The following is a 14,811-nucleotide window of genomic DNA, read 5'->3' as shown; positions in this document are numbered from 1 at the left end:
GGCCCCACGTGCGGGGCCCCCACCTCCTGGAGACAACCATCATGGCTACACCTCTGAAAACCACCCGCCGCCCACACGAGCGAAGCGGCACCTACTGGCTCTACGTGATCCCGCTCGCCGCAGGATTTGCCATCGTGGTCGCCGCGCCGTTCGCGATGAACGTCTACACCAGCCTGTTTCATTGGAAAGGCGGGCAAGCCCCCATGCGGTGGGCCGGGCTGGAAAACTACACGAATCTGTTCACTGACGAGACGTTCTGGCGATCCTTCCAGAACAGCATCGCGATGATCGTCGCCATCACCGTCATCCCCACCATCATCGGCATCCTCTTGGCTGCGCTCCTGTTCGACTACCTCGGGCGACGCTACGGCGATAAAGCAATCGCGACCCTTCGAGCGACCTACTACCTACCGCAAATCCTGCCGATCGCTGTCGCCGGGTTCATCTGGTCCACCATTCTCAACACCCAGCAGGGCTCGCTCACCCTGATGCTCAAGAGCATCGGCATCCCGTCTCCGCCCGATTGGCTCGGCGATCCGAACATCGCCATCTACTCCGTCATGCTCATGCTGGTCTGGCTCCAGATCGGGTATCCGGTCGTGATCTTCATGTCCGCTCTGCAGAGAGTTGACCCAGAGCTCTACGAAGCCGCTGAACTGGATGGCGCCGGGTGGTGGCGACGGTTTCAGGCGATCACCATCCCACAGATCCGACCCGAGATCTTCGTCGTCGTCCTCACCGCCACCATCGCCGCTCTGAAGGTGTTTGCTCCGATCCTCATCCTCACCGGGGGTGGGCCTGAGAACTCCACCGTGGTGCCGTCCTACTACGCCTACCGGAACTTCTTCGAGCTATCCCGCGTGGGCTACGGATCAACCATCGCAACCGTGATGTCGGTGGTCATCTTCATCGTCGCGGCCGCGATGCTCATCTGGCAAAACCGAGAAACCCGGAAGGAGCACCGCTGATGTCTGCAACGCTCTCCCCCACGCTTCCTCTGAACAAGACGAGACGCACTCCCACCAACTGGGTCATGCTCGGGCTCGCGATCCTGGTCGCTGTCGTGATGGCTGCGCCGTTCCTGCTGCTCGTGCTCAACGCATTCAAGACCGGCGCGGACTACTCAACCAACGGCCCGCTCGCCTGGCCCACTACCTTCACACTCGACGCCTTCATCAGTTACCTCAACCGAGTCGACTTTCCTCGTGCACTGTGGAACTCCATCCTCAGCTCCACCATCATCGCTTTCGCCGGGACCGCCCTCGCCCTACTGGCCTCGTACGCGATCGGTATCGGGCGCATCCGGGCGAACACCCTCATCACCGCACTGCTGCTGATCGCCACCATGGTGCCGCACGAAGCGCTGATCTACCCGCTGTTCTACGGTGCTCAGGCAACCGGCCTGCTGAATTCGATCTGGTCCATCATCATCGTCTTCATCATTCTCTGGGCCGCGTACGGCACCTACATCCTCTCGAGTGTGATGTCCACCTTCCCGCGAGAGGTGCTGGAAGCCGCCGCAATCGACGGGGCGGGTCGATGGCGAATCCTCTGGCAGGTCGTCTTTCCCATCGTCCGCCCTACCCTCTCCGTCCTCGTCGTGTTCATCTTCATCTGGTCGTGGAACGAGTTCTACATCCCGCTGATCCTTCTCGGTGACCCGGCCTCTCAGACCGTACCGATCGCCCTGTCCACACTGCGCGGGCAGCACTCGATCGACATCACCGTCATCAACGCCGGGTCGCTCCTCTCCCTTATCCCCACGCTGGTGTTCTTCCTTCTCTTCCAGCGCACCATCAGTCGCGGCGTCACCGCCGGCGCAGTGAAATAAGCCAACCCACCGAAACGAAAGTCACGCAATGCCCACTCAGTGGAACACCCTCCGCAACGACGGAAGCCTTCGCAGCCGCGCCATCAACGCCGAGAACCCTGCCGGTGAAGCCGGATCCGCCGGCACCGCCAGCTCCCCCCTCGGCCCCGGCCGGAAGGGAAGCGCGTGGTACGAACTCCCTGCCGGGGAAGTACTCACCCTTGCGAATATCACCGGACCTGGCGTCATCCGTCATATCTGGATCACCGTCACCGACAAGACCGCCGCCGGCCCTTTCGTCCTCCGCGACCTCGTACTCCGCGCCTACTGGGACAACTCGCAACACCCATCCGTCGAGGTCCCCCTCGGCGATTTCTTCTGCAACGGCTTCGGCGAACGGGCCCTCGTCACCTCGGAACCGATCGTGGTGGCACCCACCGGCGGCATGAATTCCTACTTCCCCATGCCGTTCCGCGCCGGCGCCCGAATCGAACTCGCCAGCGAGCACGGTGGCGACCTCGGCCATGTGTTCTTCCAAATCGATTACACCACCGGTGACGACTTTGACCAGTGGCCCGGATATTTCCACGCCCAGTGGCGGCGCAGCAACGGCACTACGGCACTCGGAGAAGACCATGTCATCCTCGACGGTGTCGAGGGTTCGGGGACGTATATCGGGACCTACGTTGCCCTCGCCTCCCTGCACCGCTACTGGTGGGGCGAAGGAGAAGTGAAGTTCTACATCGACGACGACACCGATCTGCCTAGCCTCTGCAGCACCGGCCTCGAGGACTACGCGGGCGGTGCATGGGCATTCCAAGATGCGCTCCGCGCCGACCCCGAACCCAATATCCTCACCTTCAGCGCCCCCTACTTCGGATATCCGTTCGCGAGCTCTACGGACACCACGAAAGCCTCAGAGTTTTCGACCGCCATGATGCCCATGCACGGTCTCTACCGGTGGCACCTACCCGACCCCATCTACTTCCAGGAACGACTCCGAGTTGCCGTCCAGCAGATCGGGGCCTGGGAGCACGGCCTCTTCGAGCGATCCGACGACGTCTCCACCACGGCCTACTGGTATCAGACCGAGATCAACAAGGCGTTTCCAACGCTCCCCTCAGCAGCGGACCGCACGCCGCGCTGATAGGCGTCTGGAACAGCTCTCGCACCGGAGTGTTGCGCGGCGGGCTTGGGATGACGTCGTTTCCTCCAGGTCACCGTGGGTGCACGAGCGCCCACCGACAGCTGCCCTCCATGCCGGGGGCACCCCGCACCGCCCCACCGGGAACCCTAGAAGACGTACTCCATGAGGTCCGTCCCGAGGATGCGGAACGCCTCGTGGGCGCGGAGACGGTGGGCGATGGAGAGGTCGTCGAAGCACACGATGAGCGCGTAGGCGACGCCCGCGCGCGGGCCACCGAGCACACCCGCCTCAGCACGGATGCCGACATCCCGACCGGTCTTGTTCACGAAGAGCAGCCCGTGGGCGTCGTCATCGTGCGCGAACGGATCGAGGCCCGTCGCCGAGCCGACGAGCGAGAGATCCTGGTTGAGACTCAGCCACTCGGCGACCTGGACGCTGACCGCGGGTGTCACCGCGGAGGAGTTCACGAGCGCGGCGAACAGCTCGGCGAGTTCGCGCGCCGACGCGAGCGCGACGTGCGGCGCGTCGTCGGGTCCGCGGTCGTCGCGGAACCGGTCCATCAGCGCGGTGCGGCGAAGGCCGAGCGCCTCGATCCGCTCCCGCACAGCCGGGAGTCCGACCCGCTTGAGCAGAATGTTCGCGGCGAGGGCGTCGCCCGCCGCGGCGGCGAGGACGGCGAGATCGGTCAGCGGCAGGGCAGGAGCCTGGAGGTGGCGCCAGATCCCCCCGCCGGGGGCGTCGGTGTCGGCACCGCGATCGGCGATCTCGAGCGGGTCGAGCGCGCCGGTGGCGAAACCGGCCGCCACGTCGATGAGCAGGGGAACCACCCCGAGCCCCGCCACCGGCAGCGTCAGGTGGTCGTCGCCCTCCAGCACCACGTCGCCGCGGTCGAGGTCGGCCACGTGCACCGCGACCTTCGCCCCCGACGCGGCGACGGACTCCAGGGCCTTCATCGACGGCGCGAACGACCGCCGCCCGACCGCCGCCCGGCGCGGGAGCCGGCGCTCGGTGCGCTTGCGGGCGCTCCGCAGCGGCGCGGCATCCTTTCGGGGTTCGGTGGCCACGCTCGCGCGTCCTTCCTGGTTTTTCGGGTCAGGCGGTTCGGGTTCCGCCCGGGATCACCAGATCGTCACGCGCTGGTCGGCCGGTAGCCACAGCGCGTCGTTCTCAGTGACGTCGAAGGCAGCGTAGAACGCATCGATGTTCCGCACGATCTGGTTGCAGCGGAACTCGTTCGGCGAGTGCGGGTCGATCGTCAGGAGGCGGATGGTCTCGGCATCCCGGCCCTTCTGCTGCCAGATCTGCGCCCAGCTCAGCAGGAGCCGCTGGATGCCGGTGAACCCGTCGATCTCGCCGCCGTCCGCCGGCTCGCCCGCCTTCTCGAGGTGCAGCGCGTACGCCTTCAGCGCGATGCCGAGCCCGCCCAGGTCGCCGATGTTCTCGCCGATCGTGAGCGACCCGTTGACCGTGTGCTCCTCACCGAGGCCGACCGGCGAGAGCGCGTCGTACTGGGCGATGAGGTTCGCGGTGCGCTCTTCGAACGCCGCGCGGTCCTCGGCGGTCCACCAGTCGTTGAGCGCGCCGGTGCCGTCGTAGCGGCTCCCCTGGTCGTCGAACCCGTGGCCGATCTCGTGACCGATGACCGCGCCGATGCCGCCGTAGTTGGCCGCGGCATCCCGGTCCGCCTCGAAGAACGGGTACTGCAGGATGGCCGCCGGGAAGACGATCTCGTTGTACAGCGGGTGGTAGTAGGCGTTGACCGTCTGCGGGGTCATGAGCCACTCGTCGCGGTCGATCGGCTGGCCGATCTTCGCCAGCTGACGGTCGTGCTCGAGCACGTGGGCGCGCAGGGCGTTGCCGACGAGGTCGCCGGCGTCCACGGTCAATCCGGAGTAGTCGCGCCACTTCTTCGGGTAGCCGATCTTGGGCGTGAACGCGTCGAGCTTCTCCAAAGCGCGCTCCCGGGTGGCCGGGCTCATCCACTCGAGGTCGGTGATGCTCCGGCGGTAGGCCTCGATGAGGTTCGCGACGAGTTCGTCCATCGCGTCCTTCGCCGCCGGCGGGAAGTGCCGGTCGACGTAGACCTTGCCGACGGCCTCGCCCATCGCCGCCTCGACGAAGCTCACGCCCCGCTTCCAGCGCTCGCGCAGCTGCGGGACGCCCGAGAGCTGGGTGCCCGAGAAGGCGAAGTTCTCGGCGACGAAGTCCTCCGACAGCAGCGACGCCCACGAGCGGATGACGCGGAAGCGGAGCCAGTCCTGCAGCACCGGCAGACGCTCGGGGACGAGGATGCCGGCGAGCGCCTCGACGAAGCTCGGCTGCGACACCACGACCTCGGCGAACGCCTCCGCGCGGCCCGGCGCCAGCGCGTCGCGCCACGGTGCGAGATCGACACCGGCGCGGGCGACGAGGTCGTCCCAGCCGAGGAGGTTGTAGGTGGCGACCGCGTCGCGGCTGCGGACGTTGTCCCAGTGGTGGGTGGCGACCTCGGTCTCGAAGGCGAGGATGCGCGCGGCGGCGGCCTCGGCATCCGGAACACCGGCGAGAGTCAGCATCCGCTGGACGTGCCCCTCGAACACGCGGCGGAGCTCGGTGAAGTTCTCGAGGCGGTAGTAGCTCTCGTCGGGGAGCGACAGCCCCGACTGCGCGACGAAGGGGACGTATCGCTGCGGGTCGCCCGGGTCGGCTTCGATGTAGAGGCCGAGGAGTCCGCCGACACCCTCGCGCTCGAACTGGCCGAGGAGCACGAGGAGCTCCTCGATCGAGGAGACCGCGTCGATGCGGGCGAGGAGCGGATGCAGCGGCTCGGCGCCGAGCCGCTCGATGCGCTCGGTGTCCATGAAGCTGGTGAAGAGGTCGCCGATCTTCCGCGGCTCGGTGCCGGGATCGGCGCTGACCGACTCCTCGATGATCGCGTGGACGTCCTTCTCCGCCTGCTCGGCGATGAGGTGGAACGACCCCCAGCGCGCCTTGTCGTCGGGGATCTCCGTCCGCTCGAGCCACGAGCCGTTGACGTAGCGGTACAGGTCGTCCTGGGGGCGGATCTCGGCGCTGAGTTCATCCAGCGCGAGGCCGGAGCGGAGGGCATCGGTCATGCGTCCCAGGATAAGCACCGCATCCGATGTCTTCGCTGGGTGCTCCGGGAGTTCGACGGACCGTCACCGGCCGGACTCCCGTGTCGGGTGGGGCTTCTAGGCTCGTGGGGTGAGCACGAGTCCGAGTTCGAGTCCGACGACCCTGAATCGTTCGATCCTCGCGCTCGCCGTCCCCGCCCTCGGCTCGCTCATCGCCGAGCCGCTCTTCCTCATCGTGGATGCCGCGATGGTGGGGCACCTGGGCGTCACGCCCCTCGCCGGGCTCGGCATCGCCTCGGCGGTGCTGCAGACCATCGTCGGGCTGATGGTCTTCCTCGCATACTCGACGACCCCGGCCGTCGCGCGGCGCTTCGGCGCGGGCGACCCGGGCCGCGCGGTCTCGGTCGGAATCGACGGCATGTGGCTCGCACTCGGGCTCGGCGGGGTGCTCGCGCTCGGCGGGTCGCTGCTCACCCCCGCGCTCGTCGGGGCGTTCGGAGCGACGGATGCCGTGGCGGAGCAGGCCCGGATCTATCTCGGCATCTCGATGTGGGGTCTTCCCGCAATGCTCGTCGTGTTCGCCGCCACCGGCCTCCTCCGCGGCATGCAGGACACGGTGACCCCGCTGTGGATCGCGGGGCTCGGGTTCGCCGGCAACGCCCTCCTCAACGCGCTGTTCATCTACGGCTTCGGGTGGGGTATCGCCGGTTCCGCCGTGGGCACGGTCGTCGCGCAATGGGCGATGGTCGGGGCCTACGTCGTGGTGATCGGGCGCCTGGCGCGTCGGCACGAGGCATCCGTTCGTCCACGGCGCGAGGGGGTGTCGGGGTCGGCCCGCTCGGGCGGATGGCTGTTCGTGCGGACGGTGTCGCTGCGCGTCGCGCTGCTCGCGACGGTGGCGGTCGCGACCGGTCTCGGAACGGAGGAGCTCGCGGGCTGGCAGGTGGCGTTCACGATCTTCTCCGCCGCCGCGTTCGCCCTCGACGCGCTCGCGATCGCCGCGCAAGCGCTGATCGGCAAGGCCCTCGGCGCCGGCGACGTGCCGTTCGCACACCGGGTACTGGGGCGCACGCTGGCGTGGGGGGCGTGGTTCGGGGTGATCGTCGGCGGTGTGATCGCGGCGTCGTCGGGAGTGATGGGGCTGCTCTTCACCGGGGATGCCGAGCTCGCGGCGCTGATCCAGCCCGCGCTGCTGATCCTCGCCGTCGCCCAGCCGATCTGCGGCATCGTCTTCGTGCTCGACGGCGTGCTGATCGGCGCCGGCGACGTCCGCTACCTCGCCGCCGCGGGCGTGCTGACCCTCGCGCCCTTCCTCCCCGCACTCGCGCTCGTCGCCGCCCTCGCGCCGGCGGGCGCCGTCGGCCTCGCGTGGCTCGGCGCCGCGTTCTTCGGCGTCTACATGCTCGCCCGCCTCGCGACCCTCGGCGCCCGCGTGCGCGGCCAGGCCTGGGCCGTCGCCGGCGTCTGAGCGCGGACGCGGCTTCGGTTCACTTGTCCCGTCTTGCGGGTGCGCGACGCCCGAACCCGCAAGAGGCGACAAGTGAGCGGGGTGGCCGGGGCGGCCCTTCGCCGTTCGGTGGCGCCTGGCTGCGGGTGCGCGGGGCCAACACCCACGCAAAGGCGCCACCGAACCGGGCGCTCTCGCACGGCGCCGGACTACGGTGGGGCGGGTGAACGCCCACGACGACAGCGGATCGAACGGCGACGCGGCCCTGATGCGCCAGCTCGGTCGCCTCATGCACCGCCTCCTGGCACTCCCCGACGATCGCGAACCCGAGCTGACGGGCCTCGGCGACCGCGTCGCGGCGCACCTCGGTGTCGACCCGAGCGGTCTTCCCATCACGTCGGAGGAGGTGCGACCCCACCGCCTCGTCGACGCCGACCTCGCCATCGACGAGATCGCTCGCGCGGATCCGGATGCCGAGACCCTCGGCGTCGCCGGGATGAACCGGCTGCACGACGACCTCGCGGGCATGCTCCGCAGCGCACACACGAACTACTCCCTCGGGGGCCCCGTCGAGTACACCTCGGCCGCGACCGGCCCCGACGCCACGCGCCAGACCGTATCGTTCGCCCTGCGCCTGCTCCGGCTCGACGGCTCACCGCTCGTCGTCCTGCAGCGCGGACCCGCCCCGCAGTTCGGACGCGAGGCCGGGTCGCTGGAGATCGTCGCCGTCGACACCGCCACCGCGGCATCCTTCGTCGCAGAGGTCCGCCGGTTGATGACGGAGCGCAGCGTCGTGCGCGGGAACGTCGTGACGTTCACCCGCGACGAGTACGGCAACAGCCTCGGACGCCTGACGTTCGTGCCGCGTCCGCACGTCCCCGCCGACGCCCTGATCCTGCCGGACGGGGCCCGGGAGCGCATCCACACTCACGTCGTCGGCATCTCGCGGCAGGGTGCGCAGCTCGCAGCCCACGGTCAGCACCTGAAGCGAGGCGTGCTGCTCTACGGCCCGCCGGGCACCGGGAAGACCCTGACCGTGCGCCACCTGCTGAGCGAAGCGCCGGAGGCGACCGTCGTCCTCCTCCAGGGCGGAGCCCTCGGCCTGGTCGGTGAGGCCACGCGACTCGCGCGCACGATGACGCCCGCGATCGTCGTGCTCGAGGATGTCGACCTCGTCGCCGCCTCGCGCGATGCGTACGGCATCCAGCCTCTGCTGTTCGAGGTCCTCGACGCGCTGGACGGTCTCGACGGCGATGCGGACGTCGCCTTCATTCTGACCACGAACCGTGCGGACGCCCTCGAGCCCGCTCTCGCCGCCCGCCCGGGCCGGGTCGACCTGGCGGTGGAGATCCCGCTGCCGGATGCCGCGGCGCGCCGTCGCCTGTTCCGCCTGTACGCCGAGGCCCTGCCCCTGTCGCCCGAGGTCGTCGACGCGTGCGCCGACCTCGCGGAGGGGTCTACGGCGTCCTTCGCGAAGGAGCTCATGCGTCGCGCGGTGCTGCGCGCCACCCTGGACGAGCGGAGCGTCACCGACGAGGACCTCGTGCAGGCGCTCGACGACCTCCTCGCCTCCACGAGCGGGATCTCGCGCGTGCTCTTCGGCGGGTCCGAGGCCACCGATCTCGAGACCGGCGACAGCGCTGTCGGTTTCGGCGCCCACTACTGACCCCCGCCCGCTCATTCTCCCCCGTTGTTGGCGCCTCGAGAACGACACGCGTCACGGGCGCAGCGCGGGGGTCAGGCCCAGCGGCGGCACCACTCGTACATGACCACGGCGGCGGCGGCGCTGGCGTTGATCGAGCGGGTCGAGCCGTACTGCGTGATCTCCACGACGCCGGATGCCGCGGCCACCGCCTCCGCCGACAGACCGGGCCCCTCCTTCCCGAACAGCAGCACGCATCGCTCGGGGAGCTCCGCCCGGTCCACCGGAACGGACCCCTCGACGTTGTCGACCGCGATCACCGGGATGCCGGCATCCGTCGCCCAGGCCGTGAACGCCGCGACGTCCTCGTGATGCCGGACGTGCTGATACCGGTCGGTCACCATCGCGCCGCGGCGATTCCACCGCCGGCGCCCGATGATGTGCACCTCGGCGGCGAGGAACGCGTTGGCGCTGCGCACGATCGAGCCGATGTTCATGTCGTGCTGCCAGTTCTCTATCGCCACATGGAACGGATGCCGCCGCTCGTCGAGATCGGCGACGATCGCCTCCATCGTCCAGTAGCGGTAGCGGTCCTCGACGTTGCGCCGGTCGCCGGCGGCGAGCAGCTCGCGGTCGTACCGCTCGTCCGTCGGCCACGCGTCCGGCCCGCCGGGCCACGGCCCGACACCCACCTCGTGCAGGGCCTCCTGCAGAGACTCGGGCACAACCTCGGACGCGGCCCCCCGAGCGGGCTCGGCACCGTCGGCGGGCTGGGCGTCGATCATCGGATCAGCGTATCCGCCGCGCCGCCGGGCGCCTCTGCGACGACCGGGGAGCATACCCCACACCCGCATATGCCCACGAAGCTATGCGGGACGCGTAAAATCAAGGCTTTGGGCGACGCGGGCGCGTACGTCCCGTGACGGAGGTTTCGTGGCCGGTAATGCGACGACGCGCTTCGACAACGTCTCCCTGTTGTCGGTCGCGAGCGTGCTCCCTTCGCGGGTGACGACGTCCGCCGACATCGAGCAGCGCCTCGAGGGCGCCCTCGCGCGTCTGAAACTCCGGCCCGGCCTCCTGCAGCGCGTCGCCGGCGTCGTCGAGCGGCGCAACTGGGCCGACGGTGAAGCCACCGACGACGCCACCATCCAGGCCGGCGCCCGCGCCTTGGCCGACGCCGGCGTCGACCCGAGCGAGGTCGGCCTCCTCATCAACACCTCGGTGACCCGCAAGCACCTCGAGCCCTCGGTCGCCGTGCGCCTGCACCACGGCCTCGGCCTGCCGACATCCGCCATCAACTTCGACGTCGCCAACGCCTGCCTCGGCTTCGTCAACGGCATGAGCCTCGCCGCGAGCATGATCGAGTCGGGTCAGATCCGCTACGCGATCGTCGTCAACGGCGAGGACGCCGACGAGATCCAGGTCAACACCATCAACCGCCTCGTGAATTCGGATGCCGACCGCGACGGGTTCATGAGCGAGTTCGCCTCGCTGACCCTCGGCTCGGGGTCGGCCGCCGCCGTCCTCGGTCGCGCCGACGAGCACCCCGAAGGCCACCGGATCCTCGGCGGCGTGACCCGTGCAGCCACGCAGTTCCACGAGCTCTGCGTCGGCAGCGTCGACGGCATGTTCACCGATGCCAAGGCGCTCCTGAAGGGCGGACTCGACCTCGTCGTGTCGGCCTGGAAAGAGGCGGCACCCGAGTGGAACTGGTCGAAGATGGACCGCTACATCACCCACCAGGTCTCCTCCGTCCACACGAACGCGATCGTGAAGGCCGCCAAGCTCGACCGCTCGCGCGTTCCCACCACCTTCCCGACGCTCGGCAACGTCGGCCCCGCGTCGATCCCGATCACCCTCGTCGAGGAGCAGAAGACCCTGCAACGAGGCGATCGGGTCCTCCTCATGGGCGTCGGCTCGGGCCTCAACACGGCGATGATGGAACTGGCCTGGTGACCTCTCCCGCGGTGGACGCGGGCGCGGGCGCGCCTGCCCGATCCGGCCGCGCGCAGGTTCCGCCGCCGGGGCTTCCCGGTCTCGACCCCCGCTTCTCCCGCATCGTCACGGTGCCCGGACGCGGAACGGATGCCGGCGCCTCCCGCTCGTGGCACATCCTGGACTCGCAGCCCGCGCTCGACGATCTCGGCCTCACGCCGGTCGGGACGATCCTCGCGGTCCACGGAAACCCGACCTGGTCGTACCTGTGGCGGAGCGTGGTGTCTGGTTCCGTCGAGGCGGCCCGTACGGGTGCGCCCGCGTGGCGCGTCGTCGCGGTGGACCAGCTCGAGATGGGCTACTCCGAACGGACCGGCATCCGTCGCCCGCTCGCGCAGCGCGTGCAGGATCTCGGCGCCCTCACTGACGCGCTCGAGCTCGACGGCGATGTCGTGACCCTCGGCCACGACTGGGGCGGGGTCGTCTCGCTCGGCTGGGCCGTGGACCACCCCGAGCAGCTCGCCGGCGTCATGATGCTCAACACCGCGATCCACCACCCCGAGGGCGTGCCGATCCCGGCACCCCTCCGCCTCGCCGGTGCGCGCGGCGTCCTCGCGGCCTCGACCGTGCGCACGACCGCTTTCCTCGACACGACGCTCTCCCTCGCCTCGCCCGCGCTCGATCCGGCGGTCCGCGACGCGTATCGCGCGCCCTACGCCTCGGCCGATCGTCGCGACGGCATCGGCGGATTCGTCGCCGACATCCCCGTCGACGCGCGCCACGAGAGCTTCGCCGAGCTCGAGCGCATCGCGGCCGGCGTCGCCGCGCTGACCGTGCCGGCCCTCATGCTGTGGGGTCCGCGCGACCCGATCTTCGGCGACCGCTACCTCGACGACCTCGTCACGCGCCTGCCGCACGCCGACGTCCACCGGTTCGAGGGCGCGGGCCACATGATCGCCGAAGAACGGCCGGTCGCCGACGCGCTCTTCGCGTGGCTGGGCGAGCGGGTCGCGGAGCACTCGGGAACGGATGCCGCGCCCGCGGCCGCCGCCCCGGGCGCACCCGCACCCGCATCCGGAGCCGGCGAGCCCGGACCCTTCACCCCGATCTTCCGGGCCCTCCAGACTCGCGCCGACGACGACAGCACCGCCGTCATCGACATGACGCGGAGCGCCGCGGGCACCACCTCGAACTCGACCACCGAGCCCCTCCGGGTCAGCTGGCGGCAGCTGAACGCCCGCGTGCGCCAGATCGCGGCGGGTCTGTCCGCGATGGGCGTCGAGCGCGGCGACCGGGTGTCGCTCCTCGTCCCCCCGGGCCCGACCCTGTCGGCGATCGTGTACGCGTGCCTCCGCATCGGCGCGGTCGTCGTCGTCGCCGACGCAGGCCTCGGCGTCAAGGGACTCACCCGCGCCGTCCGCGGCGCCTGGCCCGACGTCATCATCGGCGAGCTTCCCGGCCTCACCGCCGCGCGCGTGCTCGGCTGGCCCGGCCTGCGGATCTCGGCCTCGCGTCTGCCGCGCGTCACCGCCGCCGCCCTCGGCGTCGCGACCTGCCTCGCCGACGTCGCCGCCCTGGGCGCGCACTCCGACCTCCCCGACGAGCCCGGACCCGACGACCCCGCCGCGATCCTCTTCACCTCCGGCTCGACCGGACCGGCGAAGGGCGTCGCGTTCACGCACGGCCAGCTCGCCGCGCTCCGCGACGTGCTCGCCGCGCACTTCGGCGTCACCGCCGACACCGGCCTCGTCACCGGGTTCGCGCCGTTCGCGCTCCTCGGACCCGCCCTCGGCACGCGGTCGGCGACGCCCGACATGGACGTCTCGGCTCCCCGCACCCTCACCGCGGCATCCGTTGCGGCGGCTGTGCGCGCATCCGACGCGCGGGTGGTGTTCCTCTCGCCCGCCGCGGTGCTGAACGTCGTCGCCACCGCCGAGTCGCTCACCGATGCCGATCGCGAGGCACTCGCGCGCGTCGACGCGTTCCTCTCCACCGGCGCCCCCGTCGGCGCGCCGCTGCTGACCTCGATCGGCGCGCTCATGCCGAACGCGACCGCGCACACCCCCTACGGCATGACCGAGTGCCTGCTGGTGACCGACGTCACGCTCGACGAGATCACGGCAGCCACGGATGCCGCTGACTCCGGCGTGCTCGTCGGCGCACCGATCGGGGCGAACCGCGTCCGGATCAGCGCCCTCGACGCCGACGGCCGCGCGACCGGGACCCCGAGCGAGGACCCGGGGGTCCTCGGCGAGGTGCTCATCAGCGCCGCGCACCTGAAGGACCACTACGACCGCCTGTGGCTGACCGATCGGGCGGCCGCGCGCGACGTGCCGGAGGACGGCGCCCGCTGGCACCGCACCGGCGACATCGGGCACCTCGACGCGGCGGGACGCCTCTGGATCGAGGGGCGTCTGCCGCACGTCATCGTCACGGAAGACGGGCCCCTCGCGCCGGTCGGACCGGAGCAGCAGATCGAGCGGGTCGACGGCGTGCGCCGCGCGGCCGTCGTCGGCGTCGGGCCGCATCGGCTGCGTCAGGCCGTCGCCGTCGTCGAGACAGTGCCCGCGGCATCCCGTCCCGGGCTCGCCGATCCCGCACTGACCGAGGCGGTGCGCGCAGCGACCTCGACGCCGCTCGCCGCGGTGCTCGCCGTGCCGGCGCTGCCGACCGACATCCGTCACAACTCCAAGATCGACCGCACCCGCCTGTCGGAGTGGGCTGAGCGCGTGCTCGCCGGAGAGCGTCCGGCGGCGCCGTGATCGTTCTCGCCACGGGAACCTCGGGCTTCCTCGGCCGCGCCGTCGCCGCCGAGCTCGTCGCGCAGGGGCACGAGGTGCGGACGCTGCAGCGCCGGCCCTCGGGAGTCGCCGGCGTCACGGACATCCTGGGCTCCGTCACCGACGCGGGCGTGCGCGAGCGCTCGGTCGACGGGGTCGAGGGGGTCGTGCACCTTGCGGCGAAGGTGTCGCTCGCCGGGGACGAAGCGGAGTTCCGCGCGGTGAACGTCGACGCGACGGTCGGGCTGCTCGACGCCGCGCGGGCCGCGGGGGTCTCGCGGTTCGTGTACGTCTCGTCGCCGTCGGTCGCCCACGCCGGGTCGGCCCTCGCCGGGGTCGGGGCGGACCCCGCCTCGCCCGCCGACGCGCACGGAGCATACGCCCGCACGAAGGCCGAGGCCGAACTCATCGCGCTTGGCCGCGACAGCGCCGCGATGCCGATCACCGCGATCCGCCCGCACCTGGTGTGGGGGCCGGGCGACACCCAGCTCGTCGAGCGCATCATCGACCGCGCCCGCCGCGGGCGCCTACCGCTCCTCAACGGCGGCACGGCGCTGATCGATTCGACGTACGTCGACAACGCCGCATCCGGGATCGCCGCCGCCCTTCGCCGAACGGACGCCGCACGCGGCCGCGCCTTCGTCCTCACCAACGGTGAACCCCGGCCCGTCGGCGACCTGCTCGCGGGCATGTGCCGCGCGGCCGGTGTGCGTCCGCCGCGCTGGAGCATCCCCGCCACGGTCGGTCGCGGCGCGGGTTCGCTCATCGAGAAGGTGTGGGCGCTGCGACCCGGGGAGGACGAGCCGCCGATGACCCGGTTCCTCGCCGAGCAGCTGTCGACCGCGCACTGGTTCGACCAGCGCGAGACCCGCGCCGCTCTCGACTGGGCGCCCGCCGTGTCGATCGACGAGGGCCTCCGCCGCCTCGCTGCCCACTACGCCTGAGTCGCGGCATCCGTCCGGGCGTGTCGCCCGGG

Annotated in this window: 11 protein-coding genes; 8 read left to right on the top strand and 3 right to left on the bottom strand. The window is 70.6% G+C overall.

All coding sequences use genetic code 11. The features are described 5' to 3' along the window. Nucleotides 1-41: 41 nt before the first annotated feature. The 3 genes from LTL01_RS01460 to LTL01_RS01450 are packed head-to-tail and all read left to right on the top strand — an operon-like array spanning nucleotide 42 to nucleotide 2,957. Nucleotides 42-968 (top strand): carbohydrate ABC transporter permease, encoded by a 927-nt coding sequence (locus LTL01_RS01460; protein ID WP_236967109.1) that lies wholly within the window; start codon nucleotides 42-44, stop codon nucleotides 966-968. Beyond that, nucleotides 968-1,831, top strand: a complete 864-nt coding sequence (locus LTL01_RS01455; RefSeq protein WP_236967108.1) for a carbohydrate ABC transporter permease — start codon at nucleotides 968-970, stop codon at nucleotides 1,829-1,831. Before LTL01_RS01460 ends, LTL01_RS01455 begins: the two co-directional genes overlap by 1 nt. Nucleotides 1,832-1,859: 28 nt before the next feature. Further along, nucleotides 1,860-2,957 (top strand): glycoside hydrolase family 172 protein, encoded by a 1,098-nt coding sequence (locus tag LTL01_RS01450; RefSeq protein WP_236967107.1) that lies wholly within the window; start codon nucleotides 1,860-1,862, stop codon nucleotides 2,955-2,957. A gap of 146 nt (nucleotides 2,958-3,103) precedes the next feature. Here the strand turns inward: LTL01_RS01450 and LTL01_RS01445 are convergent, their stop codons facing one another. Together LTL01_RS01445 and LTL01_RS01440 are read right to left on the bottom strand one after the other, a co-directional pair. Then, nucleotides 3,104-4,021 (bottom strand): serine hydrolase, encoded by a 918-nt coding sequence (locus tag LTL01_RS01445; RefSeq protein WP_236967106.1) that lies wholly within the window; start codon nucleotides 4,019-4,021, stop codon nucleotides 3,104-3,106. Nucleotides 4,022-4,075: 54 nt separating this feature from the next. Further along, nucleotides 4,076-6,052, bottom strand: a complete 1,977-nt coding sequence (locus LTL01_RS01440; RefSeq protein ID WP_236967105.1) for a M13 family metallopeptidase — start codon at nucleotides 6,050-6,052, stop codon at nucleotides 4,076-4,078. Between the two features lie 109 nt (nucleotides 6,053-6,161). Here LTL01_RS01440 and LTL01_RS01435 point away from each other — a divergent pair, with 109 nt between their 5' ends. Continuing rightward, on the top strand, nucleotides 6,162-7,499 hold the full coding sequence (locus LTL01_RS01435) for an MATE family efflux transporter (protein WP_236967104.1): 1,338 nt from the start codon (nucleotides 6,162-6,164) through the stop codon (nucleotides 7,497-7,499). Nucleotides 7,500-7,701: 202 nt separating this feature from the next. Next, nucleotides 7,702-9,144, top strand: coding sequence for an AAA family ATPase (locus LTL01_RS14790; protein ID WP_236967103.1), 1,443 nt, complete (start codon nucleotides 7,702-7,704; stop codon nucleotides 9,142-9,144). Between the two features lie 71 nt (nucleotides 9,145-9,215). Here the strand turns inward: LTL01_RS14790 and LTL01_RS01425 are convergent, their stop codons facing one another. Then, nucleotides 9,216-9,905: a TrmH family RNA methyltransferase gene (locus LTL01_RS01425; protein ID WP_308195161.1), complete on the bottom strand. Its 690-nt coding sequence runs from the start codon at nucleotides 9,903-9,905 to the stop codon at nucleotides 9,216-9,218. 148 nt (nucleotides 9,906-10,053) lie between these two features. On the opposite strand from LTL01_RS01425, the gene LTL01_RS01420 reads away from it, so the two are divergent. The 3 genes from LTL01_RS01420 to LTL01_RS01410 are packed head-to-tail and all read left to right on the top strand — an operon-like array spanning nucleotide 10,054 to nucleotide 14,779. Continuing rightward, complete coding sequence (locus tag LTL01_RS01420) at nucleotides 10,054-11,076, top strand: 3-oxoacyl-ACP synthase III (protein ID WP_236967101.1); 1,023 nt, start codon at nucleotides 10,054-10,056, stop codon at nucleotides 11,074-11,076. Then, nucleotides 11,073-13,817 carry an alpha/beta fold hydrolase gene (locus LTL01_RS01415; protein ID WP_236967100.1) on the top strand — a complete coding sequence of 915 codons (2,745 nt, stop codon included), beginning with the start codon at nucleotides 11,073-11,075 and terminating at the stop codon, nucleotides 13,815-13,817. The genes LTL01_RS01420 and LTL01_RS01415 overlap by 4 nt, the downstream gene beginning before the upstream one ends. Beyond that, nucleotides 13,814-14,779 (top strand): NAD-dependent epimerase/dehydratase family protein, encoded by a 966-nt coding sequence (locus LTL01_RS01410; protein ID WP_236967099.1) that lies wholly within the window; start codon nucleotides 13,814-13,816, stop codon nucleotides 14,777-14,779. The genes LTL01_RS01415 and LTL01_RS01410 overlap by 4 nt, the downstream gene beginning before the upstream one ends. Nucleotides 14,780-14,811 lie beyond the last annotated feature (32 nt).

The organism is Microbacterium aurantiacum (assembly GCF_021654035.1).
Classification (GTDB): Bacteria; Actinomycetota; Actinomycetes; order Actinomycetales; family Microbacteriaceae; genus Microbacterium; species Microbacterium aurantiacum.
This window is presented reverse-complemented; position numbering and strand designations above follow the sequence as displayed.

Bases quoted from the DNA above. Each gene is read 5' to 3' on its own strand.
- LTL01_RS01425 (WP_308195161.1), bottom strand. From the start codon at position 9,905: ATGATCGACGCCCAGCCCGCCGACGGTGCCGAGCCCGCTCGGGGGGCC.
- LTL01_RS01455 (WP_236967108.1), top strand. From the start codon at position 968: ATGTCTGCAACGCTCTCCCCCACGCTTCCTCTGAACAAGACGAGACGC.
- LTL01_RS01450 (WP_236967107.1), top strand. From the start codon at position 1,860: ATGCCCACTCAGTGGAACACCCTCCGCAACGACGGAAGCCTTCGCAGC.
- LTL01_RS01460 (WP_236967109.1), top strand. From the start codon at position 42: ATGGCTACACCTCTGAAAACCACCCGCCGCCCACACGAGCGAAGCGGC.
- LTL01_RS01440 (WP_236967105.1), bottom strand. From the start codon at position 6,052: ATGACCGATGCCCTCCGCTCCGGCCTCGCGCTGGATGAACTCAGCGCC.